The organism is Mesorhizobium sp. M0998 (genome assembly GCF_040318885.1).
In the GTDB taxonomy this organism is placed as follows: Bacteria; Pseudomonadota; Alphaproteobacteria; order Rhizobiales; family Rhizobiaceae; genus Mesorhizobium.
In genome coordinates this window covers 69,163-93,600 of record NZ_JAMYND010000017.1, presented here as the reverse complement: position 1 = coordinate 93,600, position 24,438 = coordinate 69,163, and the positions used below count along the sequence as shown (strand labels likewise).

The 24,438-nt window shown below is 61.1% G+C and carries 25 protein-coding genes and 1 tRNA gene; 10 read left to right on the top strand and 16 right to left on the bottom strand.

Going from position 1 to position 24,438, the window contains the following annotated elements:
* Positions 1-12: 12 nt before the first annotated feature.
* Positions 13-486 carry a hypothetical protein gene (locus NKH59_RS17965; protein WP_353022651.1) on the bottom strand — a complete coding sequence of 158 codons (474 nt, stop codon included), beginning with the start codon at positions 484-486 and terminating at the stop codon, positions 13-15.
* A 56-nt stretch (positions 487-542) separates the two neighbouring features.
* Complete coding sequence (moaA, locus tag NKH59_RS17960; RefSeq protein WP_352568644.1) at positions 543-1,538, bottom strand: GTP 3',8-cyclase MoaA; 996 nt, start codon at positions 1,536-1,538, stop codon at positions 543-545.
* A gap of 198 nt (positions 1,539-1,736) precedes the next feature.
* On the opposite strand from moaA, the gene NKH59_RS17955 reads away from it, so the two are divergent.
* Positions 1,737-2,090, top strand: coding sequence for a gamma-butyrobetaine hydroxylase family protein (locus tag NKH59_RS17955; RefSeq protein WP_023717628.1), 354 nt, complete (start codon positions 1,737-1,739; stop codon positions 2,088-2,090).
* A gap of 24 nt (positions 2,091-2,114) precedes the next feature.
* Here the strand turns inward: NKH59_RS17955 and NKH59_RS17950 are convergent, their stop codons facing one another.
* Positions 2,115-2,543 (bottom strand): nuclear transport factor 2 family protein, encoded by a 429-nt coding sequence (locus tag NKH59_RS17950; protein WP_353022650.1) that lies wholly within the window; start codon positions 2,541-2,543, stop codon positions 2,115-2,117.
* 159 nt (positions 2,544-2,702) lie between these two features.
* On the opposite strand from NKH59_RS17950, the gene NKH59_RS17945 reads away from it, so the two are divergent.
* Entirely contained in the window at positions 2,703-3,314 is a 612-nt protein-coding gene (locus NKH59_RS17945; RefSeq protein ID WP_352766587.1) for a pyridoxamine 5'-phosphate oxidase family protein, read from the top strand.
* A 26-nt stretch (positions 3,315-3,340) separates the two neighbouring features.
* On the opposite strand, the gene NKH59_RS17940 is transcribed toward NKH59_RS17945, so the two are convergent.
* On the bottom strand, positions 3,341-3,793 hold the full coding sequence (locus NKH59_RS17940) for a MarR family winged helix-turn-helix transcriptional regulator (protein WP_254817243.1): 453 nt from the start codon (positions 3,791-3,793) through the stop codon (positions 3,341-3,343).
* A 47-nt stretch (positions 3,794-3,840) separates the two neighbouring features.
* Here NKH59_RS17940 and NKH59_RS17935 point away from each other — a divergent pair, with 47 nt between their 5' ends.
* On the top strand, positions 3,841-4,749 hold the full coding sequence (locus NKH59_RS17935; protein WP_353022648.1) for an alpha/beta hydrolase: 909 nt from the start codon (positions 3,841-3,843) through the stop codon (positions 4,747-4,749).
* Positions 4,750-4,782: 33 nt separating this feature from the next.
* Here the strand turns inward: NKH59_RS17935 and NKH59_RS17930 are convergent, their stop codons facing one another.
* The gene (locus NKH59_RS17930; RefSeq protein WP_353022646.1) at positions 4,783-5,397 is read right to left on the bottom strand and encodes a TetR/AcrR family transcriptional regulator; all 615 of its coding nucleotides are present in this window, start codon (positions 5,395-5,397) and stop codon (positions 4,783-4,785) included.
* 98 nt (positions 5,398-5,495) lie between these two features.
* Here NKH59_RS17930 and NKH59_RS17925 point away from each other — a divergent pair, with 98 nt between their 5' ends.
* Together NKH59_RS17925 and NKH59_RS17920 are read left to right on the top strand one after the other, a co-directional pair.
* Positions 5,496-6,242 (top strand): 3-oxoacyl-ACP reductase family protein, encoded by a 747-nt coding sequence (locus NKH59_RS17925; protein WP_352815580.1) that lies wholly within the window; start codon positions 5,496-5,498, stop codon positions 6,240-6,242.
* A gap of 220 nt (positions 6,243-6,462) precedes the next feature.
* Positions 6,463-8,355 carry a L,D-transpeptidase family protein gene (locus NKH59_RS17920; protein ID WP_353022645.1) on the top strand — a complete coding sequence of 631 codons (1,893 nt, stop codon included), beginning with the start codon at positions 6,463-6,465 and terminating at the stop codon, positions 8,353-8,355.
* Positions 8,356-8,366: 11 nt separating this feature from the next.
* On the opposite strand, the gene NKH59_RS17915 is transcribed toward NKH59_RS17920, so the two are convergent.
* From NKH59_RS17915 to NKH59_RS17890, 6 genes are all read right to left on the bottom strand, one after another.
* Positions 8,367-8,843: a hypothetical protein gene (locus NKH59_RS17915; protein WP_352448896.1), complete on the bottom strand. Its 477-nt coding sequence runs from the start codon at positions 8,841-8,843 to the stop codon at positions 8,367-8,369.
* 126 nt (positions 8,844-8,969) lie between these two features.
* Positions 8,970-9,221: a PepSY domain-containing protein gene (locus tag NKH59_RS17910; RefSeq protein ID WP_023675031.1), complete on the bottom strand. Its 252-nt coding sequence runs from the start codon at positions 9,219-9,221 to the stop codon at positions 8,970-8,972.
* 167 nt (positions 9,222-9,388) lie between these two features.
* Positions 9,389-11,128, bottom strand: a complete 1,740-nt coding sequence (locus NKH59_RS17905) for an adenylate/guanylate cyclase domain-containing protein (RefSeq protein WP_352766593.1) — start codon at positions 11,126-11,128, stop codon at positions 9,389-9,391.
* Positions 11,129-11,660: 532 nt separating this feature from the next.
* Positions 11,661-11,987, bottom strand: a complete 327-nt coding sequence (locus tag NKH59_RS17900) for a DUF6538 domain-containing protein (protein WP_353022643.1) — start codon at positions 11,985-11,987, stop codon at positions 11,661-11,663.
* Between the two features lie 66 nt (positions 11,988-12,053).
* Positions 12,054-12,128, bottom strand: a tRNA-Val gene (locus NKH59_RS17895).
* Positions 12,129-12,230: 102 nt separating this feature from the next.
* Complete coding sequence (locus tag NKH59_RS17890; RefSeq protein WP_353022642.1) at positions 12,231-12,914, bottom strand: phosphoglycolate phosphatase; 684 nt, start codon at positions 12,912-12,914, stop codon at positions 12,231-12,233.
* 144 nt (positions 12,915-13,058) lie between these two features.
* Between NKH59_RS17890 and rpiA the strand changes: the two genes are divergently transcribed.
* The 3 genes from rpiA to gor all read left to right on the top strand — a co-directional run bounded on the left by rpiA (position 13,059) and on the right by gor (position 15,861).
* Positions 13,059-13,790, top strand: a complete 732-nt coding sequence (gene rpiA / locus NKH59_RS17885) for a ribose-5-phosphate isomerase RpiA (RefSeq protein ID WP_023675034.1) — start codon at positions 13,059-13,061, stop codon at positions 13,788-13,790.
* Entirely contained in the window at positions 13,777-14,355 is a 579-nt protein-coding gene (locus tag NKH59_RS17880; RefSeq protein WP_352448901.1) for a DUF2059 domain-containing protein, read from the top strand. Before rpiA ends, NKH59_RS17880 begins: the two co-directional genes overlap by 14 nt.
* A gap of 117 nt (positions 14,356-14,472) precedes the next feature.
* Positions 14,473-15,861, top strand: coding sequence for a glutathione-disulfide reductase (gene gor, locus NKH59_RS17875; RefSeq protein ID WP_353022640.1), 1,389 nt, complete (start codon positions 14,473-14,475; stop codon positions 15,859-15,861).
* 58 nt (positions 15,862-15,919) lie between these two features.
* Here the strand turns inward: gor and mgtE are convergent, their stop codons facing one another.
* Entirely contained in the window at positions 15,920-17,284 is a 1,365-nt protein-coding gene (gene mgtE, locus NKH59_RS17870) for a magnesium transporter (RefSeq protein WP_352919733.1), read from the bottom strand.
* Between the two features lie 268 nt (positions 17,285-17,552).
* Positions 17,553-19,442, bottom strand: coding sequence for an ABC transporter ATP-binding protein/permease (locus NKH59_RS17865; protein ID WP_353022639.1), 1,890 nt, complete (start codon positions 19,440-19,442; stop codon positions 17,553-17,555).
* Between the two features lie 628 nt (positions 19,443-20,070).
* Here NKH59_RS17865 and NKH59_RS17860 point away from each other — a divergent pair.
* Complete coding sequence (locus tag NKH59_RS17860) at positions 20,071-20,505, top strand: hypothetical protein (RefSeq protein WP_352815569.1); 435 nt, start codon at positions 20,071-20,073, stop codon at positions 20,503-20,505.
* Between the two features lie 13 nt (positions 20,506-20,518).
* On the opposite strand, the gene NKH59_RS17855 is transcribed toward NKH59_RS17860, so the two are convergent.
* Together NKH59_RS17855 and NKH59_RS17850 are read right to left on the bottom strand one after the other, a co-directional pair.
* Complete coding sequence (locus NKH59_RS17855; RefSeq protein ID WP_352471875.1) at positions 20,519-21,196, bottom strand: DsbA family oxidoreductase; 678 nt, start codon at positions 21,194-21,196, stop codon at positions 20,519-20,521.
* Positions 21,197-21,219: 23 nt separating this feature from the next.
* The gene (locus NKH59_RS17850; protein ID WP_353022637.1) at positions 21,220-23,040 is read right to left on the bottom strand and encodes an extracellular solute-binding protein; all 1,821 of its coding nucleotides are present in this window, start codon (positions 23,038-23,040) and stop codon (positions 21,220-21,222) included.
* Between the two features lie 231 nt (positions 23,041-23,271).
* Between NKH59_RS17850 and NKH59_RS17845 the strand changes: the two genes are divergently transcribed.
* A complete protein-coding gene (locus tag NKH59_RS17845; protein WP_352448908.1) occupies positions 23,272-23,901 on the top strand; it encodes an invasion associated locus B family protein in 630 nt (209 codons plus the stop codon).
* Positions 23,902-24,025: 124 nt separating this feature from the next.
* On the opposite strand, the gene hspQ is transcribed toward NKH59_RS17845, so the two are convergent.
* On the bottom strand, positions 24,026-24,349 hold the full coding sequence (gene hspQ / locus NKH59_RS17840) for a heat shock protein HspQ (protein ID WP_023675043.1): 324 nt from the start codon (positions 24,347-24,349) through the stop codon (positions 24,026-24,028).
* Positions 24,350-24,438: the final 89 nt, after the last annotated feature.

Genomic DNA, 24,438 nt, shown 5'->3' with positions numbered 1-24,438 from the left:
ATCGCCGGATGCTCACGGTCCCCTGAGGCTGCCGGCGATCGCATCGACGAGCGGGTCGTATTTCGATTTCAGGGCTGGCGGGTAGTCGATCCAGACCGTGCGGATGACACCGTCTTTTCCGAACAGGCGGCGTTCATAGAAGATGTTCCCGCCTTTGATGCCCGACAGCACCGCCCAGTCCTTGCCGGTCTTGCTGTAGGTGATCCTGTAGCCAGGTTCCTTGCCGGCCCTCTCGGCGGAGACGAAGGCTGTCGGGGTGTCATCATCGATGTTGAGGATACCCGAACAGATCAGGCTGGCGCCATCGGCAGTGAGCCATTGTTGTCCATCGCCATTGTCCGGCCCAGGCTGGCGAAGAGTGAAGATTTCATCCGGAAAGGTGCAGATGATACCGAAGCGCTCGTTCGTGTAGGTAAATGGCGCGGCAACTGCCGTGGTCCCCGCCATCACTCCGAAAAACGTCAGGACTGCAAAAAACCGCTGCACGCCTTGCCTCGAAGCCGGTGCCAAGGCGATTATTCTTGCACGAAATCGGCCAAAAATCAGCCGCCGGTGACGCTCATATGCCGCGACACCGACGGACGGTTGGTGCGGCGATCGATGATGAAGTCGTGGCCTTTGGGCTTGCGGCCGATTGCTTCGTCGATGGCATCGGCGACCAGCTCGTTGCCTTCCGACGCACGCAGCGGCGCGCGCAGGTCGGCCGCATCTTCCTGGCCGAGGCACATGTAAAGGGTGCCGGTGCAGGTCAGCCGGACCCGGTTGCAGCTTTCGCAGAAATTATGCGTCATCGGTGTGATGAAGCCCAGCCGCCCGCCGGTCTCGGCGACTTGGACATAGCGGGCCGGGCCACCGGTCTTGTAGGGAATGTCGCTTAGCGTGAACTGGCGTTCGAGAGCCGCGCGCAGCAGCGACAGCGGCAAATACTGGTCGGTGCGGTCGGCATCGATCTCGCCCATCGGCATGGTTTCGATGACCGTCAGATCCATGCCGCGGCCATGCGCCCAGCGCAGCATTTCAGGCAATTCGGCGTCATTGAAGTCCTTCAACGCCACGGCATTGAGCTTTACCTTTAGCCCGGCCGCCTGCGCGGCGTCGATGCCGTCCATGACCTTGTCCAGATTGCCCCAGCGGGTGATCTGGCGGAATTTGTCGGCATCGAGGGTATCGAGCGAGACGTTAATGCGCTTGACGCCGCAGTCGGCGAGCTCGGCGGCAAAGCGGGAAAGCTGCGATCCGTTGGTGGTCAGCGTCAGCTCTTCCAGTGCACCACTCTCGAGATGCCGCGAAAGCTGGCGCACCAGGTGCATGATGTTCTTGCGCACAAGCGGCTCACCGCCGGTGAGGCGGAGCTTGCGCACACCCTTTTCGATGAAGACCGTGCAGAGCCGGTCGAGCTCTTCCAGCGACAGCAGGTCCTTCTTGGGCAGGAACGTCATGTCCTCGGCCATGCAATAGGTGCAGCGGAAATCGCAGCGGTCGGTGACCGACACGCGCAGGTAGGTAATCGTGCGACCGAAAGGATCGATCATATCCATGCGCATGCGCTTTCCGTGGCCGTGAACGGCTTCGTTATATATGGCTATGTGATACGAGCCAACTTGCCATTCAAGATAGAAGCTCGCGATCATCGGTAACATTCCCCAGCCGACAGATCATGTCGGAACTTTCCATGCGGCCTTTTCCCTCGACGCGAAGCGGCGTAGGAAGGGCAGTTCTCCGCAGGATCCACCACCATGACAGCGCCAAAGGAACTCAGGGTCTCGAAGGACCGCAAGCTGCTTTCCGTCACCTTTCCGGGACATCAGCCGTTCGAGTTGCCGGCTGAGCTTCTGCGCGTCGCCTCGCCATCGGCCGAGGTGCAGGGCCATTCGCCCGAACAGCGCGTCACCGTTCCCGGCAAGCGCAATGTAGCGATTCTGAAGATCGAGCCAGTCGGCAATTATGCCGTGCGCATCACCTTCGATGATTTCCACGACACCGGTATCTTCACCTGGAATTACCTGCATACGCTGGGTCATGAGAAGGATGCACGCTGGGCCGCCTATCTCGCCGAACTGGAAGAGAAGGGGCTGAGCCGCGACCGTTGAATGGGATCCCGCAGGACTCTCAGGTCAACGCAGGATCGCCAGTATCTCGCTGGTGTCGTGATAAAACGGCGTGCCTTCGATCAGCCGGTCATCCTCGAAGCGCAAGACTTCGGCAAACGGCTGTTTGATGGTTGCACCATTGGCCCGCGATGTCAGCGAAAGCGAGCAGCTCATGAACACCGTGTCATCGTTTTGGGCGACCTGAAGGTCCTCCACCGCCACGTCGCTCCAGATTTCCCGCATTTTGCGGAAAAGGGCGCCAACGCCGTCGAGGCCGTTCCAGTCACCGGCATAGGGCAGGGAGCGCGGCTCATGCACGACAATCTCGGCATGAAATGCGCCGGCAAGCACATCGAGGCTCTCCGACCCTGATTGCAGGAAACGCATTTCAACATTGAACATGTTTTCAATAAGTTCCATGGCGGTGCGTCGCCGGTCGAGCGGTTTATCCATTTTTGACCTCCGTATCCGTTGGCACGATCATGCAGGTAAAGCGGTTTGCCCTTGTTTGCGTTGCCTCGACACCCGTTTCCTGATGACCGGCAAACGGGCACTTGTCGTGAAAACGTCATCCATCTGGAGTAGCGCCGGCAACGGTTTGGAGACGAAAACATGTCGATAATCACCAGCGTCGAACAACTCGAAGCGCTCTATGGCCTGCCTGGTGAAGCGTCAGTGGTCAAGGAACTCGACCAGCTGATTCGCGAATACGCAGCTATCATCGAGGCTTCGCCGTTTGCCGCGCTCGCAACCTGCGGGCCAGAAGGGCTGGACTGCTCGCCGCGCGGCGATCTCGCCGGCTTCGTCCGTATCCACGATCCGAAAACGCTGATGATGCCGGACCGGCGCGGCAACAACCGTGCCGATTCGCTAAGGAACATCCTTCGCGATCCGCGCGTCGCGCTCCTGTTCCTGGTGCCGGGTTCCGGCACGACGCTGCGCGTCAATGGCCGCGCCCACATCACCACCGATACCGGGCTCTGCGCCTCGTTCGCTGTCGAGGGCAAGCCGGCGCGCTCGGTGACGATCATCGAGATCGATGCGGTTTATTTCCAGTGCGCCCGCGCCATCCACCGATCGGAACTGTGGAATCCGGCAAGGCATGTCGACCCGAGATCGCTGCCGACTCCCGGCCAAATCCTGGAAATCACCAGCCGCAAGAACATTGACGGCGAGGTCTACGACAAGGAATGGCCAGAGCGCGCGAAAAAATCGATGTGGTGAAGCATTGGTGGTGGAGCACTGGGCTGTCAGGCGGTCTTCAAAACCTCGGCAACCCTACGCATCTGTTCGCCGATCATGTCGCATTGTTCCGGTGTCGACTGGCTCATCGCCTTCTCGATCAGCGCCATATGGACCTTCAGCGCCTGCATCAGCAGTGCCTCGCCGGCCTCGGTCAACGTCAGCCGCAGCACGCGCTTGTCCTTCTCATCGCCCTCGCGGCGCAGCAGGCCGCGCGTCTCCAGCTGCGGCAAAAGCATGGTGATGTTGGAGCGGCCGACCAGCAGCCGGCGAGCGAGGTCGTGCTGCGACATGCCGGGATGACGGTAGAGGTTCATCAGCACGTCGAGCTGCGCCGGCTTCAGGTCGAGCGGCGCAAGCTTCACCGCCAGGGTGCGTTCCAGCACATGGCAGGCGCGCGCCACCGCGACCCAGTTGCGAAAACGCGGGTTGTCCCAGGGCAGGTCTTGCTTAATGTTCATGTTTGAACTATTATGTTCATGCTTGAACCAATGAATGGATCGCCACTATGGCATCATTTGGACTGAAGGTCATCCGCGGCACGTTCGGCGTGGCTGAGCATGTGGCACCGCGACTCACCGGGCGTGCTGCATTCGAGCTGTTCTGCCGCACGCCGCACGAGAAAAGCCTGAGCGAAGGCGAGCGCCGCGCAATCGACCGCGCCGCCGATTTCATGACCCAGGCACGCCATCATCGGCTAAAGACCAGAACCGGCTGCGTCATGGTGCATGAGTTCCGGCCCGAGCCGGGCAGTGCGGCTGCCGGCACCGTGCTCGTCATCCATGGTTGGCGTTCGCGCACCGAATACATGCGCACGCTGATCGAAGCCTATCGCGATGCCGGCTACAAGGTGGTCTCGCTCGACCTGCCGGGCCACGGCCAGTCGCAGGGCCGCCGGCTTACCCTGGTCAGCGCGGTCGATGCGGCACGGGTTGCCGGCGAATGGTTCGGCCCGTTCGCGGCCATTGTCGGCCATTCCTTCGGTGGTGCCGTTGCCGCCAACGCCGTCGCCGGTTCGATCAGGAACATCCCGCGATTGGCGGCCGGGCGGCTGGTGCTTATCGCCGCGCCGAGCTCGCTGCCGGCGATCTTCGCTGATTTCAGCCGCATGCTGAATGTCGGCTCGCGCTCGCAGGCCGCCATGGCCGACCGGGTCGAGCGCATCGCCGGCCGGCCGTTGCACGAGTTCACCGGTGACCGCCAGCTCGCAAGCACGCCGCTGCCGACGCTGGTGATCCACGCGCCGGACGACCGCGAAGTGTCCGCCGAGCATGCAAGGCTCTACACGCGCGCCGGCGACCATGTGCGGCTCTGCTGGGCCGACGGGCTCGGCCACCGCCGCATTCTCGCCGACAGGGGTGTGGCGGAGCGTGCCGTTGGCTTCGTTGCCGGCAGGCTGGAGCCGTCTCTGCAGTGACCTGAATATCGTTCTTGTCAGCCGGGTTCGACGTCACGCTGCCCCGGTGCTGGCCATCGCTATCCAAGCTGCCATTGCCCCGGCCACCGTCGCCAGAAGAGCCGAGCGCGACGCGCCGTCGCGCGCCTGGATCGACATGCCGTGCTGCACGGTCGCGTAGAAGGTCGCGGCCGTACCGCAGTCGAAATCAGCCGGCAACTCCCCCTCGGCCACGCCACGCTCGAGCCGTCTCAGCAAGGCTTCGCGTTTTTCGGCGCGGCGACGGCGCAGATCATCGCAGATGGCGCCGCGGCTTGAATCCTGGTGCAATGCGCCGAGCGTGATAAGGCAGCCTTGCGGACGACCGCTCTGTGAATAGGCCCTGGCAGTCTGCCGCAGGAACCGTTCGACGGCCTCGCGCGCCGTCGGCGCCTTTTCCAGCGCGGACCAGATCTCGGTTCCCTCGACCCGCGTGTAAAGCTCGGTTGCCTCGAGAAACAGCGCTTCCTTGCTGGCGAAGGCGGCATAGAGGCTGGGTGAGTTGATGCCCATTGCAGCGGTCAGGTCACTTATCGACGCGCCCTCATAACCCTTGGCCCAAAACACTTCCATTGCGCGCCGCAAGGCGGCGGCTCGATCGAAGGTGCGGGGGCGGCCTCGTTCCGGCATGGCATCCTTTCTGTATTGATCGATACATAATTCGGTTGACGTGGTTCAGCAAGGCTGGCAGATATTTATGTATCAATCACTACAAAATGGAGAAGCAGATGTCATCCAGAAGCTTGAACGGCAAGGCCGCCCTCGTCACCGGCGGCAGCCGCGGCATTGGTGCGGCGATCGCAAGAAGGCTCGCGGCCGACGGGGCAGGCGTGGCGATCACCTATGTGAATGGCGAGGAAGGGGCGTGTGCGGTGGTCAGGGAAATCGAGGCGGCCGGCGGCCGGGCCTTTGCCATCAAGGCCGACAATCGCGATGCTGGGGCGATCGAGGCGGCAGTCGATGAGGCAGCAACAGCCTTCGGACGGCTCGACATCCTGGTCAATAGCGCCGGCATCTGGCGCGCTGCGCCGATCGATGCCCTGTCGCTTGCCGATTTCGACGAGACGATGGAGGTCAACCTCAGAGCCCCGTTCGTCGCCGCCAAGGCGGCAGCAGCGCATATGGGCGAGGGTGGCCGGATCATCTCGATCGGCAGCAATCTGGCCGAGCGTGCCACGGACGCCGGCCTGAGCGCCTATTCGGCCAGCAAGGCTGCCTTGGTTGGCCTGACCAAGGCCTTTGCACGCGATCTCGGTCCGCGCGGCATCACCGCCAATGTCGTCCATCCGGGGTCGACGGATACCGACATGAATCCGGCAGCCGGCCCGCACGCCGAGCATCAGCGTCAGAAGATGGCGATGCCTCGCTTCGGCACGGCCGACGAGATCGCCGGCATGGTCGCCTGGCTTGCCGGCCCCGAAGGGCGCTTCGTGACAGGCGCTGCATTGACCATCGACGGCGGCGCCAACGCTTGAGGTTTGGCTCACGGGCACTACCATTGGTCGGGAGCGACGGCGGATTCGCTCCCCCCGTCACGACGTTGTGAAACCGTTCTGCAACAGACGTTCCGAAATTTATGAAAGCTTAACGAAATCAGTATGAATCAGTGTAGTCACGCCTTACATCCGCCATGGGGTGGGCGAGACCGTGAAAGCGGTGCGGAACGGGATCCGGTTCAACCGGAGCGGGTGATCCATGAAAGTCCTTGGAAACAAAGCAACCGTGCTGCCGTTTGCGGTGGCCGCGGCAATGCTGGCCTTCGGGGCGCCGAAGGCTGAAGCGCAAGGGTTCTTCGACATGCTTTTCGGCGGCGGCGTCAAACACGCACCGCCGAAAAGTGACTTTCCGCCGCCACCGTCAAAATACAAGCCGAAGCCCAAGGCGCCGGCCGCTTCCGGTGGTGGTGCGCAAATCAGCAGCCCGTCCTATTATACCTACAAGAGCGATCCGCTGGTGCGCGTCGATTTTTCGGCACTGTCGGCAGCGCCTGAACCAGCAACGCCTCAGGACGCTGCTTTCGAGCCGGCGGCCACCGGGGCTGCATTCCGCGAAGCCATTGCCGGCCTCGACGGCTATGACCTCTACGCCGAGAAGGACATCGCCAAGGCGCTGATCGCCTATTACTCGGCCAATCCGGATTTCATCTGGGTGGCGGGAACCAGTCCCAGCAGCCGTGCCCAGGATGCCGTGCGGGTGCTGGGCGAGGCCGTGAGCTACGGCCTGACGCCCGCCGACTACACCGTCGAAGTTCCGGCAGCAGGCACATCGGCCGGCAATGTCGATGAACGTCTGAAAGAGCTGGTCCGCTTCGAGATGGCGCTGTCGGCGCGTGTCCTGCGCTACGCCCGTGACGCACAAAGCGGCCGCGTCGATCCCAACCGCATGACCGGCTACTACGATTTTCCGCCTAAGCCGCTCGACATGGAAGGGGTGCTGAAGACGCTGGCCCATACCCAGCAAGTGCGCACTTATCTCGAGTCACGGCATCCACAGAATTCCGAGTATCAGGCGCTGCGCGTCGAACTGGAAGCGCTCCAGGCCAGCGCCGAAGACGAAATCACCATCGATCCCGATCTGCTGTTGAAGCCGGGGCAGACCAGCCCCGAGCTGCCGAAGCTTTTGACAAAGATCGCGCGCAATCTCGATGACGAGATGGGCGGCGCCTATGGCGAGGTCCTGGCGAGGCTCGCTACCAGCGAGGTCTACGATCCGGAGCTGGTGCCGGTGATCAAGGCGGTGCAGAAACGGGCCGGCATGAAAGGCGACGGCGTCATCGGCCCGCGTACCGTTGCATCGTTGGCCGGAACGTCCAAGGCCGACAAAGTTCAGAAGGTTCGGGTTGCGCTCGAAGAGTTGCGCTGGTTGCCTTCCGACCTTGGCAGCCCGCGCGTCTTCATCAACCAGCCGGCTTTCACCGCGAGCTATATCGATGATGGCGAGGAGAAGCTGAAGACCCGCGCCGTGGTTGGCAGGCCCACCAACCAGACTGCTTTCTTCTATGACCAGATAGAGCAGGTCGACTTCCATCCCTATTGGGGCGTGCCGCAGTCGATCCTGGTCAACGAGATGCTGCCGCGGCTGCGCCGGGATCCTGGCTATCTCGACCGCGCCGGCTACGAGGTGGTCAATGCCCGCGGCAAGCGCATTCCCTCGTCCTCGGTCAATTGGGGCGCCTACGGCGCAAAGATACCCTACGGCGTGCGCCAGCTGCCGAGCGAGGCCAATGCGCTGGGCGAGCTGAAGATACTGTTCCCCAACAAGCATGCAATCTACATGCACGATACGCCGCAGAAGTCGTTTTTCCAGCGCGACATGCGTGCGCTCAGCCATGGCTGCGTTCGCTTGCAGGATCCGCGCGGCATGGCCGCTGCCGTGCTCGGCACCTCGGTCGACTACATCGAGGACAAACTGAAACACGGACATTCGACCGAGGACGTGACACGCAAGATCCCGGTCTATGTCGCCTATTTCACCGCATGGCCGGACCTGTCCGGGAAGGTCGAATACTTCAACGACGTCTACGGCCGCGATACAAGGCTGCAGCAGGCGCTCGACAGCACGGAAGCGGTGCGTTCGCCGGCAAGCTGACGAATGCGGTTCTAGCGCTGAAACAGTGGACGCCGGAAACCGGCATCGCGTCCGGCGATGAGCCAATAGACCAAGCCCGCGACAACGCCTGCGGCGGCAATGATGCCGATATCGGCCCAGCGCTCCGGGTTCGTGTCATCCGGTACACTGGGCCAGATCAAGGCGAAGCCGCCAACCGCGGCCGCCGCGCCGAAGACCATGTGTAGCCAAAAACTGCGCAGCGAGAAAAACTCGGCAATCAGTGCGAAGATCAGCGTCTGCAGGCCGGTCAGCACGATCGTCAGAAAATAGATGAACATACCGAGCGGCGGCAACAGAAGCACCGCAACGGGGGTGACACCCATGACGTCGAAATAATTTGGCGCATTTGGCAGCGAACTCAGCCCGCCATAGATCGCCGCCACCGCGATCAGCCCAACCAGTACCGCTATGAAATAACCCGCGAGCATCATCAGAAAGCGTTTCAATACGTGCTTTACCGTCGCCATGCCCACCCCCGCGCGCAATGATAGCACCCAGTCAGCCATCAAAGTCATATCTACGCAAGCGTCTGCCGAAGGCCGGGGGCCTTCGAGGCGCGCCATTATTAGAATCTGGACCGTTGGCGGCCAGCTTCATTTCGGCGCGGCTGTCACCGGATCATAGGTGATTTCAACTTTGGCCTTGTCGCTCGTGTAATAAATGACGGTGTAGCCATCGCTGTCCCAATCGATTTCCTTGATGTAGCGGAAGTCGTCGCGCTGCTCGACCTTGGCGATGATTTCCGACAGCTTCTTGGCATTCTGCGGCGGCACCGGATTTTCGTCCGCGGCAAAGGCCGATCCGCCGACAAGCAGCACGGCGGCCGCCAAAACAAGTCTGGACATGGCTTTCCCTCACATCTCGATGAGCAGAAACTCGTTTCCATGCAGGTTTGTTCCCGGAGCGCCGGGCGTTGCGCTACAAGGAGGCGCCGGCCATGCCTGATTTATGGCCGCCGAAAGAACAAGGCGACTGCTTAAAATCGGTGATTTACCTACGAATGCCCAGCGTTTCATTCCGGGAGGCCAGCGAGCCGCAACCCTTCGATGTATCGGGCAAGGAGAGCCTTATCCCGATATGGCGCGCGGGAGCTGTATCGCTCGATCGAGAATTCCGGATTGAGCTTGAGAAGTTCGCTAGCGGCGCGACGGGCGTCCTCCAAGCGACCAAGTTGGGCATATGTTGCCGCCAGCAAGCGGTAGGCGGAACCAATGTCTGCCATCTTTTCCAAAAGGGACAGGGCTTCGAGGTAGTTTCCGGAAAGGTATTTGCTGGCCGCAATGTTCCAAAGGTACCAGTCGGGTCGGCTGGGATTGAGCCGTAAAGCCAGTTCTCCGATTCTGGTCGCGTCCTCGAGACGCCCGAGATAGCCCAAGGCATCGCAATATTCGGCGAGGAGATCGCAATTGTTGGGCGCAAGCTCGCGGCCACGTTCGTAACAGCCTATTGCTCTTTCAGCTTCCCCCCGCCAGAGGTAAACGACGCCCAGCGCCCAGTGGACGTTGGCGTCGTAGGGACTGAGTTCAAGGGCTTTGCTCGCCGAAGCGAATGCACTTGCCAGCGTGGTTTCCAGATCGACGCGCTCATTCCATTTCAGCCTGTGTATCTCGAGCCAGGCGAGTCCCAGGTATCCGCGCGCGTAGCCCGGATCGTCGTTGATCGCGGCGACGAACATCTCTCTGGCAAGTCTGACGTCATCCGGATTCAAGCTCATCTCAAGATGCCTGCCGCGCAGGTAAAAGTCATATGCCCTCAGTGCGGTTAGCGGTTTGCCGAGAACACGGTGGCGCTCGGCCTCCTCGATCTTGATGTTAAGGGCGGCCGGAATGGATTGGGACAGCTCGTCTTGGATGTAGAACATATCGACAAGGTCGAAATCGTATTTCTCCGCCCAGATGTGTTCGTGTAACGCATTGGTCAGATTGGCATTGACCCGGACGCGATTGCCGAGCCGCCTCACGCTCCCCTCAAGAGTGTAATGCGTGGCCGGAGCATTCTGTTGCGGCTCTGAACGAGGCAAGCGAACGATCACGTTTAACCCGGAGAAGCGCGACAATGCGGCAGCGATATCCTCGGTTATGCCGGCGGCGAAATACTCATGGTCGGGATCGCCGCTCAAATTCACAAACCTCGAGACATAGAGAAGCGTTCTGTTCGACGCGATAGCAGGATTATCCTGAACGTTGAGCGACGGCGGTGCCATGAGGGCGGTGGGCGTGTGCTTGGATGGCGTGTCATCATCTATGATGACATTGAAAATCCGGAGCGGACGTTCAATGTTCTTCAACGCCTGCTCGCCCGCATCTTCGAAGCTGATATACAGGCGGTTGCCCACAGTATCGCGCACCGATGCCGAGACCGCGACGCCCCCAGGCCTGGCGATGCTCTCGATGCGCGCCGCCACGTTTACGCCGTCACCATAGACGTCTTCGTCTTCGAACAGGATGTCGCCGATATTAATGCCGATGCGAAATTCTATTTGCCGATCGCGATGGACGTTCGTGTTCCTCGTCCGCATCTCCCGTTGGATTTCGACCGCGCAGAGAACCGCTTCCTCGACGGCGCGGAACTCCACCAACATGCCATCGCCCATGAGCTTGATGATGCGGCCATGACGCAATGCGACCTTGACGTCCAATAGTTCCTGACGATGCTTCTTCAGGGCCGACAAAGTACCTTTCTCGTCAATTTCCATCAGCCGGCTGTAGCCGACTACGTCAGTGGCCATGATGACGGAGAGTTTCTGTTCCATCGGCGCTCCCCACTCCTACAAGCAACTAGATAACACATCCGCACCGCCGAAGCATCGAACTTGCGCGGACGGAAATGGGAAGATGATTACACGATAGGTTCCTGATGGCTGCGGAAATTTCGGCTGCCGGCATGGACAACTTATTGAAAGGCAATTCCGCTTCTGATTGTCGGCTTCGGGCTCAATCACGACCTTCCAGCAGAAGCATCTAAGGGCAGCACAGGGTCGGATCTTGCCGTTCATTGCGGATACCAAGCGTTAGGCTTTCACCACTAGCTCCGGTGGCTATGCGCTTGCACGGGGCAGGGAAGGCCGCTAAAGGCCTTCGAAGGACGGCAGGCTCCCTATCTCAGTCGAGCCGCCAGCGTCATTCAGAAGGCTGTAAAATCGAGCTTTCCTCCCGTGCCCGATCCCAGCACCGACCGGCCCCTCCTGAACTTCCCAGAGCCGACTCAATAGCCGCCTTTCAGGCTAGCTAGTACCGCGCCTGAGACTATCACTGAGCAGGCTGCCGCAACAAACAATGCACCGATCATAATGCCCCGCCATGGCTGTACACTTGGTAGTCGGGCCTTATGTCGGAAGAACCAGTACAAGCCGAATGCAAGCCATGCATGTGCTGGTGCAGGGTGTTTCTAATGTCTTGGTACTGCATTCCGTGCATTGTTCCATGGACAACGACACCATGGGCGGCATAACCGAGATAGCGGGCGAGGCGCAAGGCTTCCCTCGGGTCGCGGGTTCGGAGCGAAACCTTGATGGTGGACGGCTTCCGTGCGGGGTGAGTGTGTCTCGGGATCGGCCAACGGAAATAGAAAATTTGGTTTCGCGAAAGTGCGAGGTACGTAGGATTTAACACTGGGATGTACCCCTTGGATGTCCCACCAAAGGATCGTGCAGGCTAACCTAGTGACTTTAAACAGAATGGTGGGCGATGCAGGGATTGAACCTGCGACCCCACCCGTGTGAAGGGTGTGCTCTCCCGCTGAGCTAATCGCCCGCTCGTTGCCCGAAGGCCAAGCGCGCCGCGATATAAGGGAGGCCGGCCTGTGAAGTCAACCACTTGTCAGCCGTCATCTGGCGGTCTGAACTATGGCCGGCTTCAGCCCTCTGCCGCGGCCATCAGCCCTTGTACCAGATCGAGCGTCAGCGAATCGAAATGCGAGATCACCGCCGACGGTTCGAACTCTCGCACATGACGATCGGTGTAGCCGAAATCGACTGCCACCACCGGAATCCCGGCGGCTTTCGCCGTGTCGATGTCGGTCTGCGAATCACCGACCATCAGTGCACGGTGCGGATCGCCGCCGGCGCGCGCGATGGTCTGCGTGAGATGGCGCGGGTCGGGCTTGCGGTACGGAAAACTATCCTGACCGCAGATCGCCGCGAAATGCCTGGTCATACCGAGCGCCTCGATCAGCGCCACCGAATTGGCCTCGTATTTATTGGTGCAAATGGCCAGCAGGTAACCGGCTGCCTCGAACCGTGCGATCGCCTTGGGGACGCCAGGGTAGGGGCGCGATTTGCCGGGGATGTTAACGGTGTAATGGTCCAGAAACAGCTTGAGCAGGCGGTCGTGCTCCTCCACTGCCAGCGACCTGTGCTGCGCTGCGTGAGCGCGCTCGATCATCACCCGGCCGCCATGGCCGACGAAGCGCTTGAAGCCGGCTTCGTCGACGGCCGCGAGCTGGCTGGCGGCAAGGCTGTGGTTGAGACTGTCGAGCAGGTCCGGCGCCGTGTCGATCAGCGTCCCGTCGAGGTCGAACACGATGATCGGTCGGGTCATGGCCTGTCCTGTGACGATTTGATTGCCGGCAGGCGATAACCGCTGCGGCCCGTTCAGGCAAGACGGCTTATCCACCGCGGGCAAGGTCCTTTGACCAGCCCGGCAAAAATGCTACGAGCGCCGAAACAAATCTCGGGACCCGGCATGGATGCGAGGCAATTGAAGGTTGAGGCCGCGCGGGCAGCGCTTGCCCATGTCACGGATGGCATGCGGCTCGGCATCGGCACCGGCACGACGGCGGACGAGTTCGTGCGGCTGCTCGCAGACAAGGTCGCCACCGGCCTGACTGTCATCGGCGTGCCGACCTCGGAGCGCACCGCCGTCCTTTGCACCGAGCTTGGTGTGCCGCTGTCCACTCTCGAGCAAACCCCCGAGCTCGACCTCACCATCGACGGCGCCGACGAGATCGATCCGGCGCTGACGTTGGTCAAGGGCGGCGGCGGTGCGCTGCTGCGCGAAAAGATCGTCGCGGCGGCCTCCGCCCGCATGATCGTCATCGCCGACAGCTCCAAGATGGTCGAGATGATCGGCCGTTTTCCGCTGCCCATCGAAGTCAACCGGTTTGGCCTGCGCGCCACCGAAATTGCGGTCGGCGCGGCGGCTGCAAACCTTGGCCTTTCCGGCCCTGTTACATTGAGGATGACGGGGAGCCAGCCATTTGTTACAGACGGCGGCCATTTTATCCTCGATGCATCTTTTGGCCGCATTCCGGATACAAGAGCGCTTTCGAATGCTCTCCACGCCATTCCGGGCGTGGTCGAGCATGGTCTTTTCATCGGGCTGGCATCAACGGCCATCATAGCCGGCGGCGACGGCATCCAAACCGTCCATGCCGCCCGAAAATCAGGGAGTTTTACCGATCATGATGTTGCATAACCGGGTTGGCCGCTTTTTTGCCATTCTGGCGGCCTCGGCCGTTTTCGCGTTTTCGTCGCCGGCATTCTCGCAGGACGTCACCGACGCGCATTTGAAGGCGGCGCGCGCCGCCGTCGCGGCAATCCATGCGACGGATACGTTCGACAGCATCCTGCCGCAAGCGGCCGCGGCACTGGAGCAGCAACTGATCCAGAAGAACCCGGACATGCAGGAACTGATCGCCAAGACCATCAACGAGAAGGCGATGGCCTTGGCATCGCGCCGCGCCGACCTGGAAAAAGAAGCGGCGCTCGCCTATGCAAAGGTATTCTCGGAAAAGGAACTCAATGAAATCGCCGCGTTCTACAATTCCGATTCCGGCAAGAAGCTGCTCGACAACGGCCCGATCGTGACGCGCGAACTGGTGAAGGCTGCCGAGATCTGGCAGAACGGCCTGGCTCGCGATCTCGCCCAGCAGGTCGGCGAGACCCTGGGTGCAGCGGCGAATGCCAAGGCGCCGGCTGCACCTGCCGACGGTACCGCTCCGGCCGATGGCGCAGCTCCCGCGGACGCTACACCGAATTGATTGCGGACTTCCGAGCCGCCTGACCGCCACTGGACCAAAAGCCCGGCAAGTCCGGGCTTTTCTTTTGATAGTCGGCAGCCTACCTGTCTCGGGGTTTGAGGGGCAAGGAGTTCAGCCATGGCCGGTTACGACTACGATCTTTTCGTCATCGGCGGCGGCTCCGGCGGGGTGAGGGCGGCGCGCGTCGCGGCCGCACTCGGCAAGCGTGTCGGCATTGCCGAGGAATACCGCTATGGCGGCACATGCGTGATCCGTGGCTGCGTGCCGAAGAAGCTCTATGTCTACGCCTCGCAATTCCCCGAGCATTTCGCCGACGCCGCCGGTTATGGGTGGACGGTGCCTGAGGCGCGTTTCGACTGGCAGACGCTGGTCGCCAACAAGGACCGGGAAATCAGCCGGCTGGAGGCCATCTACAAGAAGAACGTGCAGAGCGCCGGCGGCGAGGTCTTTCATTCGCGCGCCACCCTGGTCGATCGGCATGTGGTGCATCTTCTTGGTGAGGATCGCACCGTTACCGCCGACCAGATCCTGATCGCTACCGGCGGGCGGCCGGCGCCGCATCCGGCATTGCCCGGCCATGAGTACTGCATCTTTTCCAACGAGGCCTTCGACCTCAAGGAACTGCCGAAGGCAATCATGATCGAGGGCGGCGGCTATATCGCCGTCGAATTCGCCAACATCTTTCACGGCCTCGGCGTCGATACGACGCTGGTCTACCGCGGCAAGGAGATCCTCAGCCGTTTCGACATGGACCTCAGACGCATGCTGCACGAGACGATGGAAAAGAAAGGGATAAAAATCCTCTGCCACGCCGTGTCCGAGTGGGTCAGGAAGCGGCCTGACGGCCGGCTCGACGCGCTTGTCACCGGCGGCACGGTGCTGACGGTCGATCAGGTCATGCTCGCCATCGGCCGCATTCCCAATACCGAGAACATGGGCCTGGAAGGCGTCGGCATCGAGATGACCAAAACCGGGGCAATCCACGTCGACGAATACTCCCGCACCAACATCGACAACATCTGGGCAATCGGTGACGTCACCCATCGCGTGCAATTGACGCCGGTGGCAATCCACGAGGCGATGTGCTTCGTCGAGACCGCCTTCAAGGACAAGCCGACGGCGCCCGACCATGACACGATCGCTACCGCAGTCTTTTCGCAGCCCGAGATCGGTACGGTCGGCCTGTCGGAGGATGAAGCGGCAAAGCGCTTTTCGAATGTTGAAATCTACCGCGCCACCTTCCGGCCGATGCGGCACACACTTTCCGGCCGCGACGAAAAAATGCTGATGAAGCTGGTCGTCGACGGCGCCTCGAAAAAGGTCCTCGGCGCCCACATCCTCGGGCCGGATGCCGGCGAAATGGCGCAGCTTCTCGGCATACCGCTGAAGGCCGGCCTGACCAAGGATGATTTCGATCGCACCATGGCGGTGCATCCGACCGCCGCGGAAGAACTCGTCACCATGTACAAGCCGGCTTACCGGGTGAGAGATGGTGAGCGCGTCTGACGCGACGACAACCCATCGCGGCAACGAAATTGCCGCGATTGGAAGTGCGTGAGTTTTCTTACAGCAACGTTCCGCGCAGGATCACCAGCGCCACAGAAAAATAGATCACCAGCCCGGCGACGTCGACCAGCGTGGCGACGAACGGGGCCGATGCGCTGGCCGGGTCGAAGCCCATGCGCTTCAGGGCGAACGGCAGCATCGATCCAGACAGCGAGCCGAAGGTGACGATGCCAACGAGCGTGGCGCCGATCGTCATTGCGATCAGCGGCCAGTGCGGGCCGTAGTCGTAGAAGCCGAGATACTGCCAGAGCGCGATGCGGCAGACGCCGACCACGCCAAGAATCGAGCCAAGCACCAGGCCGGTGGGCAGCTCGCGCAATGCCACCCGCCACCAGTCGCCAAGGCCGATCTCGCGCAGCGCCAGCGCCCGGATGACGAGCGAGGTCGCCTGCGAGCCGGAATTGCCGCCGGAGCTCATGATCAATGGAATGAACAGGGTCAGCACGATCGCCTTTTCCAACTCGCCCTCGTAGCTCTGCATCGCGTTGGCGGTCAGCATCTCGCTGATAAACAGCGCGCACAGCCAGCCGGCGCGTTTCTGGATCATCGTCAGAAAGCCCATCTTCATATAGGGCTCGTCGAGAGCCTCCATGCCGCCGAAACGATGCACATCCTCGGTCGTTTCCTCGATCATCGTGTCGATAATATCGTCGATGGTAACGATGCCGAGCAGTTTGCCGTTGTCCACGACCGGAACGGCGAGCAGATCATATTTCGAGATCAGCTGAGCAACCTTTTCACTATCGGTCAGCGGTGAAACGGTGATAGGCGCACGATCCGGCGCGATTGCCATGATCAGCTCGTCGGGCCCGCCAGCGATCAGCCGACGCAGGCTGGTCGAGCGCAACAGGACATGCGTTTGCGGATCGACGATGTAGATCGCGTAGACGGTTTCGCGAGTCCGCTCCACCTTGCGGATATAATCCAGCGTGCGGGCCACGCTCCAGTCCGGCGGCACGCTGACATATTCGGTCGTCATGAGCGAGGCGGCGCTGCCTTCGGGATAGCCGAGAATGGCAAGCAGCGTCGCGCGCAGCGGTGGCGCCAGGCCACCAAGCAGTTCGGAACGAGCCGGCTCGTTCAGATCGCGCAGTATGTCGGCGGCGCGGTCGACCGACATGGCGGCAAGCAGTCTGCCTGCCTTGATGCGGGGCAGCGCCTCGACCAGTTCGGATGCGCCGTCGAGTTCAGGCTGGTCGAAGATCTCGACCAGCCGCCCGAACGGCACTTCGCAAAGCAGCTCCGATGCCGTCTCGCGGGGCTCCTGGTTCAAGGCCTCGACGATGTCGGCGACGTGTTCGTTGGCAAGTACGCGAGCGATGGCGATGGCATCGCCGCCCGCGACAGGGGAAAACTCGTTCATGGCTCACTCCTTGCCATCCGGCAGGACGTGAGCCTGTCAGGTCACGTCAAGCGGACGGCGGTTGCGTTCGACTGTGACTGTCGCCAGGCATGGCGCGGTGACCTTTCTGCTCGCGGGTTCGAGTTGAGATTCTGCAAGCCGGCGCAACATAGGAGCGCGCCTTGCCGAGTCAATCGCGAGAGCGGGTTAAAACGGCGGCAAACCGGCGGATCGCGAGACTGTGATCGGGCTACGTGGCAGTGGCTGGATGCCGGCAGTGGTGCCGCGGCTATCTCTGCTTCAGCCGGCGGGGAAAGCGCAGCCACTTGTCCTCGGCCGGCCGTGTCGGCTGCGTGAGGATGGTGGTGAGCTCGACCGGCAAGCTCGGAACCAGCGGCTTCTTGGTGGCGACGCCGTCGGCGATCGCAACCACGCTGTGGTAGAATTCGGTGCCCGCGAGCGATCTCGGCGGCGTCGCCTCATGCATGATCGAGATCACAGTTGCATCAGGGCAATTGTCCTTGATCGCCTGGTGGAAGGCGATCCGTCCATCGGGGTCGAGCGCGCCGGTGGCTTCATCGAGGAACAGCAATCCCGGCTGCTGCAGCACGATGCGGGCGACAACCAGCTTCTGCTTCTGCCCACCCGAGAGAACCTGATCCCAGATCTTTCCTTCACGGCTCTCATCAGCCAGATGCTCGATGAAGTCGCCGAGACCGGCCTTGTGCAGGGCGGATGCGACCTGCACGTCGGCGCAATCATGCTCGGAACCGGGCAGGCAGACCAGTTGCTTCAGCGAGACCTGCTGCAGCTTCACCTCCTGGGCGGCGTAGAAACTCCTGACCCCTTCCGGGAAGACGATGGTGCCGCGGCCATAAGGCCACAGGCCGTTGATCGCCTTGACCAGCGAGGTCTTGCCGCAGCCGGATTCGCCCTTGAGGAACGTCCACTCGCCACGCCGGAAGCGCAAGTTCGCGGCACTCAGGAAGGGCGTTGCGTCCTCACCCTGATGCGCCAGTTCGAGCTTCTGGATGGTCAGGCCGAAGACCGGGTTTTGGCGGTCGTAGCGGAAGTCGGACCGGCCGGTCTGCTGATAGAATTCTTGCGGGTGCTGGACGTTTTCGATCGCGTTTGCGAGTTCGGTGACGCGCTGGCTGTTGGCCCGCAGCGCGGCGATGGCAGGCATGACGTGGATGAACCACGAGCATTGACTGATCAGCGAGTTGACCATCTCGGAGCCGGTTATGTAGCCCTTGAGATCGAAGCCGTTATGGATAAAGGGAACCAAGCCTGGCCCGTAGGCGACAATGCGGGCACCGATGAAATTGTAGATCAGCTCGAACGAATTGTAGCCTGTGTTGACGATGTTCAGCCGCGCCCAGGTGCGGTCGATGTCGACATAGCGCTGGGTGTGCACTGCCTTCTGCACGTTCTCGCCTTGCGATGCGGCGACATGAAAACTGCGGCGCAGGAATGTGATCAGCTCGCCGCGATAGCTGCCTTCGGCCTGCTGCATCCTGACATTGAGTCGTTCCAGCAGCCTGCCCAGCTTAACCGCGATCCAGGTGTTCAACGGCACGTAGGTGGCGACCGCCAGAAAGGCGAGGACGGCGCTGCCATAGCTGCCGAGGAACTCCAGCCCTTTGACCTCGGCCGAGTGTGCAAGCAGTTGCTGGCCAACGAAATACAATGAAGTAGCAACGGCCAGAACCCCCATCGCGAGGCCGATGGCTCCGCCCGTCATGTCCTTGATCGATTCCTGGATGCGCTGATCGATATTGTCGGGAGCGGCGGCACCTGACGAGCCATGCTGAGCGTGGAAATGCGTGTGATTGGCGTCAAGCAGGGCTTCGTTGAACTGGCTGTCCAGCCAGCCGCGCCACTTGCGATGCAACGTTGCGGATACCAGGCTGCGGATACCGGTAAAACCCGCATCCTTGAGCAAGACCAGGAGGACAAGTATCCCGGCATTGGTCAGCAGTGTCTGAAGCGGGGTGGTGTTTGCGGCATCGTGGAAAAAGGCGATCGAGTTGACCAGCTCTCCGGATGCCACGGCAAACCAGACGCCTGACTTGCTGGAGAGCGCGGTGAGCAGGGCGATCACCAGCGTCAAGGTCCAGGCTTCCACCCACTTGTCTGAGAACCAGTAGGCCCGCATCAGTCCCCAGAAGCTGCGCATCGACGATACGGGCGTCAGGGGCGACTGCCTTGCGGCACCGCGGAGCCATTTTTCCGATATTGAATGTCGCGTTGGTCTATCGACCCGAATCACTATCCCGCCCAAACGATTTTTCTTTTGTTACGGACAGTAACACCAATTGATCATTTTCCATTAGCTTTTCACCTGTCGCAGGTGGCTTAGCTTGCCGGCCGTTGCAGTGGAGCAACAGAATGAATGATCACGGCGCTATGTCGTCATGCTTCGAGGGGCTGAATACCGATGCAATTTCAGATAGTTACTTGCCTGCGCCCGAGCAAGTAGAGACCTTCCCCTGGGGAAGGTCTTCACACAGCTTTGTGAACATAGAAGCGCCGTCCAGCGGTCGATCTTCACAGCCTGAACCGCCTTCGAGGCCAGTCCAGCTTCGTCGGCGGCCAGAACGTGACCGTATGATTCGTGGTTGAAGCCGCCTTGTCAGGACCCCGTAGTCGGCCAAGCAATGACTTTGCCGACACAGTCCAGGATGAAGATCAATATCAATTGGCCCGTGCCTTTTTAAGAGCGCGCACAAACCGCGTTTGACAAACACGCGCTTCGGATCGAACCTGCCGGAGGCATCCAGGTTTGAACCGGGGGGAAGTTCGCCATGCTTGCACGGACATTGTTTGTGGCGATGCTCGCGATGTTTGCCTGGCTGCCGCAAACATATGCCGGCAGCCAGACCGTTCCCGCAAACGCCGAGGGACAGATCGAGTTCAACACGCCGTCCGGCAATATTGGCTGCATCTACACGCCGAACGGCGGCACCAGCACCTACGAGCCGCAGGATGGCGGACCGGAGTTGAGCTGTTCGCGCGTCGAGCCCAGCTACGTCACCGTCATCCTCGGCCCGAAAGGTCCGGCGACGCTGATCAAGAATCCGGGCGAGCAAGGCTGCTGCGGCGACGTCACCAGGCTGGCGTACGGCAACAGCTGGAGCAAGGGGCCGTTTTCCTGCCAGTCATCCACCAAGGGATTGACCTGCACCGGCAAGCATGGCCATGGCTTTTTCGTCAGCAAGGCCAAGGTGACGGTGAAATAGGAAATAGTCCGACTCAGTTCGCCGTCTCCAGTTCGCCGCGTGCCTTGGCCGCGGCGACCTGGCGGAGTGCATCGGCGAGCGTATCGGCGTCCTGGGCACCCATCACCGCATATTTGCCTTCAAGCAGAAAGCACGGCACACCCGATATGCCCATGCGCGAAGCGGTGGCGATTTCGGTGCGCACGGCCTCTACATCGGCGTCGGTCGGCAGAAGCGTTTCGACCACGGACGCATCCATGCCGGCCTCGCGGGCGGCTTCGATCAGCACGGCATGATCGCCGAGATTGGCGCCTTCCTCGAAATTCAGCTGGAACAGCCGGCGCACCAGCCGGTTCTGAATGGCCTCGCCGGCCGTGCCGGCCCAGCGAATGAGACGGTGCGCATCCAGCGTATTGGGCGCGACCTTGATGGCGTCGAATGCGAAGGAGATGCCTTCAGCCTCGCCCAGCGGTTCGATCCGGGCATGGATTTCGCGGATGCGTTGCTCGCTGCCGAATTTCGCCACCATATAGTCGCGGCGGTTCTTGCCTTCGGGCGGGATTGTCGGGTCGAGTTGGAAGGGCCGCCAGCGTATGTGAACGTCGATATCGACGGCGGCAATCGCCTTGTCGAGCCGTTTCTGGCCGATAAAGCACCAGGGGCACACGACGTCGGAGACCACATCGACGGTAATCGAGCTCTCGTCGTTCATCTTGATCTCCTGTTGTGAAGAGGTCACTTCGGTTTGCGCCACCAGGTCGGCAACTGATAACCGTATATGGGCGTCTTTTGCGGATGTTCCAGATAGTTCCAATAAGCGAGCCATTGCTGGTTGTTGTGCTGCGTCGGCACCATGTAATTGCCGGAGATCAGCAGCCGGTCGAGAACGCGGACGGCCGCTACATAGTCCTCCTTCGAACGAGCTCTCAGCATCGCCTCGATCGCCGCATCCACTGCGGGGTCGGCGACACCCGCCAGGTTGAACGAGCCTTCGGCCTTGGCGGCAGCGGATCCCCAGCGCCCGGTTTGCTCGATACCGGGCGACAGCGAGTTGTTGAAACCGGTCGAGCCGACCAGCACCTCGAAATCGAAACGCTGCTTGCGCGACTGGATCTGATCACCGTCGAGGCTGCGGATGCCGACATCGATGCCGAGCTTCTCAAGGGTGCGCTGATAGATAGTGGCAAGTCGCTCTTCGTCCTGCGAGGCGGTCAGGATCTCGAAACCGAACGGCTTTCCCTCGGGATCGAGCATCGCGCCGTCCTGCACCGTATAGCCCGCGCTCTTCAGCAGCTCGAATGCCGCCCTCAGCACCTTGCGGTCCTGGCCGGAGCCGTCGGTAGCGGGCGGCCTGTAGGTGCCGTCCATGACATCTGCGGGCACTCGGCCGGGGTAGGGGGCCAGCAGGGCCTTTTCCTTTTCGCTGGCCGGGTGGCCGAGCGCGGACAGCTCGGAATTCTGCCAAAAGCTCATCGTGCGCGTGTATTTGCCGCCGAACAGATTCTTGTTGGCCCATTCGAAATCGTAGAGCATGCCGAGCGCGCGCCGCACGACCGGATTGGAAAATTTCGGCAGCCGCGTGTTGAACAGGAAACCGTTGACCACCGGCGGAATGCCGGTATCGAAAGTTTCGGCGATGACCTCGCCCCTGTGGAAGGCCGGAAAATCGAGATCGCGCTCGCGTTTGACCGGGTCGCTGTCGTCGTCGATGGCGCAGATGCCTTTCTTGAACGCTTCCTGCTTGGCGTTGGCGTTGAGGAAATATTCGATGGTGATCTGGTCGTAATTGTCGAAGCCGCGCTTGGACGGCACGTCCTTGCCCCAATAGTCCGGATTGCGCTTGAACACGATGCGCTGGCCGGGCACGACTTGCGCCACCGTGTAAGGCCCGCTGCCGATCACCGGCTTTAGCGTCGTCCTGTCGAAGGTGTCCTTGTTGAAGGCGTGTTTCGGGATGATCGGCGTCAGCGCAATGATCAGCGGAAATTCGCGGTCGGCCTTGTCGTTGAAGGTGAAACGCACACTGCGGTCGCTGGTCTTTTCGAGCTTGGCAATCGCTTTCATTCGCAGGCTGTAAGGTGGGCGGCCCTTCTCGGTGAAGACGTCATAGGTAAACAACACGTCTTCCGGCGTCACCGGCTCGCCGTCCGACCATTTGGCCCTGGGATCGAGGTGGAATTCGATGCTCTTGCGCTCGGGATCCATGTCGGCGGTATCGGCGAGCAGGCCGTAGAGACTGAAGGCCTCGTCGTAGTTGCGCTGCATCAACGGCTCGAAGACAAGATTGCCAAAGGCTTGATCCATCATGCCGCGCGCGGTGGTGCGCAGGCTTCTCAGGATGAACGGATTGAGATTGTCGAAGCTGCCTAAGACGAAATAGGTTATGCTGCCGCCTTTCGGCGCGTCGGGATTGACGTAGTTGAAATGCTTGTAGTCGGATGGCAGCGCCGGCTCGCCCTGCATGGCAAGCGCGTGCACCGGTTCCGACAGGGCCGGCTGCAGGGAAAGGCCGACAAACAAGATTGCGGCGATCAGCCAAACGACAACGCGGCCCATGACCGTCTCCTTCCCGATTCGATGCGCAGCATACATGAGCCGGTCGTGCACCGGCCAACCCCTTGAGCCTATCCCTGGGCCAAGATTCGCGAGACCCGGGCTGGATTCGGCACCGCTTGCAGTGTAACACGCCGTCCGAAGTCATTCTGTTGCCTCATTTCGGCAACAGGTAGCTGGACCACACGGCATGAAAAAAGCCGGTTCCGGGATCATTTGAGAGGAATGCACGACATGACGAGCCTGAACAGCAACGCGTACCGCCTGTCGGTCATGGCCGCTGGCGTGGTCGGCATTCTGGGCGCCGGGATTCCCGCTGCTTCCGCGCAGCAGCAACAGCAGATTCCGCAAGGCTGGTTCAAGGCCTGCACCAAGCAGGAAGACGTCGACATCTGCAATGTCCAGAACATCACCACCGCCGGCAATGGCCAGCTCATCACCGGCGTCAGCCTGATCGAATTGAAGGGCAAGGTGAACCGCAAGGTGTTCCAGGTGACGGTTCCGACCGGCCGTCTCGTTCCTCCCGGCATCGGCCTCCAGATCGACGGCGGCAAGGCGCAGAAGCTCGACTATGTGATCTGTTTTCCGGATCGCTGCGTGGCGGAAGTGCCGCTGAGCGATCAGCTTGTCGCATCCTTCAAGAAGGGATCGGCGCTGACGCTCACCTCGGTCAATTTCCAGAACCAGCCGAACCCGATCAAGATTGCGCTGACCGGCTTCAGCGGCGCCTTCGACGGCCCGCCGCTGCAGCAGTCGGATATCGAGGACCGGCAGAAGAAGCTCCAGGAGTTCGTCGCCAAGAACAATCAGGACTTTGCCAAGAAGCTCAAGGAAGAACAGGAAAAGGCGAAGGCCGCCAACTGATCGACGGGTTTTCGAACCAACAAAAAAGCGGGGGCTCATACCCCGCTTTTTTCGTTTGGACCGGCCGTTTGTCGCGTTCAGCCAAGTCTCAAGCCAGTCCCAGCCCAGCCAGATCCCGGCTAAGTCAATGTCTCAATTGGTGCTTCGGCTCGTAGCGCCCGTCCGGCTTCTTGTCGAACATTTCACCAATCTGCGGATGCCGGACCGGTTCGCCCGACCGGTCCTCGAGTAAATTCTGCTCGGACACATAGGCGATGTATTCCGTTTCGGAATTCTCGGCGAGCAGATGATAGAAAGGCTGGTCCTTGCGCGGCCGCACGTCAGCGGGGATCGCCTCGTACCATTCGTCAGTATTGGCGAATTGCGGATCGACGTCGAAAATGACGCCGCGGAACGGAAACAGCCGGTGCCGAACCACCTGTCCGATCGAGAATTTGGCTGTCTTCATCGCACTCACCACTTGAGACTTCTTGAACGCCACGCATCCTGGAACACGCAAGGAACGCTCCAGGACTTTAGATTCTTACGCACCGGTCC

Coding starts and splice junctions, on each gene's coding strand:
- NKH59_RS17925 (WP_352815580.1), top strand. CDS start 5,496: ATGTCATCCAGAAGCTTGAACGGCAAGGCCGCCCTCGTCACCGGCGGC.
- NKH59_RS17845 (WP_352448908.1), top strand. CDS start 23,272: ATGACGAGCCTGAACAGCAACGCGTACCGCCTGTCGGTCATGGCCGCT.
- NKH59_RS17880 (WP_352448901.1), top strand. CDS start 13,777: ATGATGTTGCATAACCGGGTTGGCCGCTTTTTTGCCATTCTGGCGGCC.
- NKH59_RS17860 (WP_352815569.1), top strand. CDS start 20,071: ATGCTTGCACGGACATTGTTTGTGGCGATGCTCGCGATGTTTGCCTGG.
- mgtE (WP_352919733.1), bottom strand. CDS start 17,284: ATGAACGAGTTTTCCCCTGTCGCGGGCGGCGATGCCATCGCCATCGCT.
- NKH59_RS17945 (WP_352766587.1), top strand. CDS start 2,703: ATGTCGATAATCACCAGCGTCGAACAACTCGAAGCGCTCTATGGCCTG.
- NKH59_RS17915 (WP_352448896.1), bottom strand. CDS start 8,843: ATGGCGACGGTAAAGCACGTATTGAAACGCTTTCTGATGATGCTCGCG.
- NKH59_RS17910 (WP_023675031.1), bottom strand. CDS start 9,221: ATGTCCAGACTTGTTTTGGCGGCCGCCGTGCTGCTTGTCGGCGGATCG.
- NKH59_RS17920 (WP_353022645.1), top strand. CDS start 6,463: ATGAAAGTCCTTGGAAACAAAGCAACCGTGCTGCCGTTTGCGGTGGCC.
- NKH59_RS17955 (WP_023717628.1), top strand. CDS start 1,737: ATGACAGCGCCAAAGGAACTCAGGGTCTCGAAGGACCGCAAGCTGCTT.
- hspQ (WP_023675043.1), bottom strand. CDS start 24,349: ATGAAGACAGCCAAATTCTCGATCGGACAGGTGGTTCGGCACCGGCTG.
- NKH59_RS17855 (WP_352471875.1), bottom strand. CDS start 21,196: ATGAACGACGAGAGCTCGATTACCGTCGATGTGGTCTCCGACGTCGTG.
- NKH59_RS17850 (WP_353022637.1), bottom strand. CDS start 23,040: ATGGGCCGCGTTGTCGTTTGGCTGATCGCCGCAATCTTGTTTGTCGGC.
- NKH59_RS17890 (WP_353022642.1), bottom strand. CDS start 12,914: ATGACCCGACCGATCATCGTGTTCGACCTCGACGGGACGCTGATCGAC.
- moaA (WP_352568644.1), bottom strand. CDS start 1,538: ATGGATATGATCGATCCTTTCGGTCGCACGATTACCTACCTGCGCGTG.
- NKH59_RS17865 (WP_353022639.1), bottom strand. CDS start 19,442: ATGCGCAGCTTCTGGGGACTGATGCGGGCCTACTGGTTCTCAGACAAG.
- gor (WP_353022640.1), top strand. CDS start 14,473: ATGGCCGGTTACGACTACGATCTTTTCGTCATCGGCGGCGGCTCCGGC.
- NKH59_RS17950 (WP_353022650.1), bottom strand. CDS start 2,543: ATGGATAAACCGCTCGACCGGCGACGCACCGCCATGGAACTTATTGAA.
- NKH59_RS17940 (WP_254817243.1), bottom strand. CDS start 3,793: ATGAACATTAAGCAAGACCTGCCCTGGGACAACCCGCGTTTTCGCAAC.
- rpiA (WP_023675034.1), top strand. CDS start 13,059: ATGGATGCGAGGCAATTGAAGGTTGAGGCCGCGCGGGCAGCGCTTGCC.
- NKH59_RS17930 (WP_353022646.1), bottom strand. CDS start 5,397: ATGCCGGAACGAGGCCGCCCCCGCACCTTCGATCGAGCCGCCGCCTTG.
- NKH59_RS17935 (WP_353022648.1), top strand. CDS start 3,841: ATGGCATCATTTGGACTGAAGGTCATCCGCGGCACGTTCGGCGTGGCT.
- NKH59_RS17905 (WP_352766593.1), bottom strand. CDS start 11,128: ATGGAACAGAAACTCTCCGTCATCATGGCCACTGACGTAGTCGGCTAC.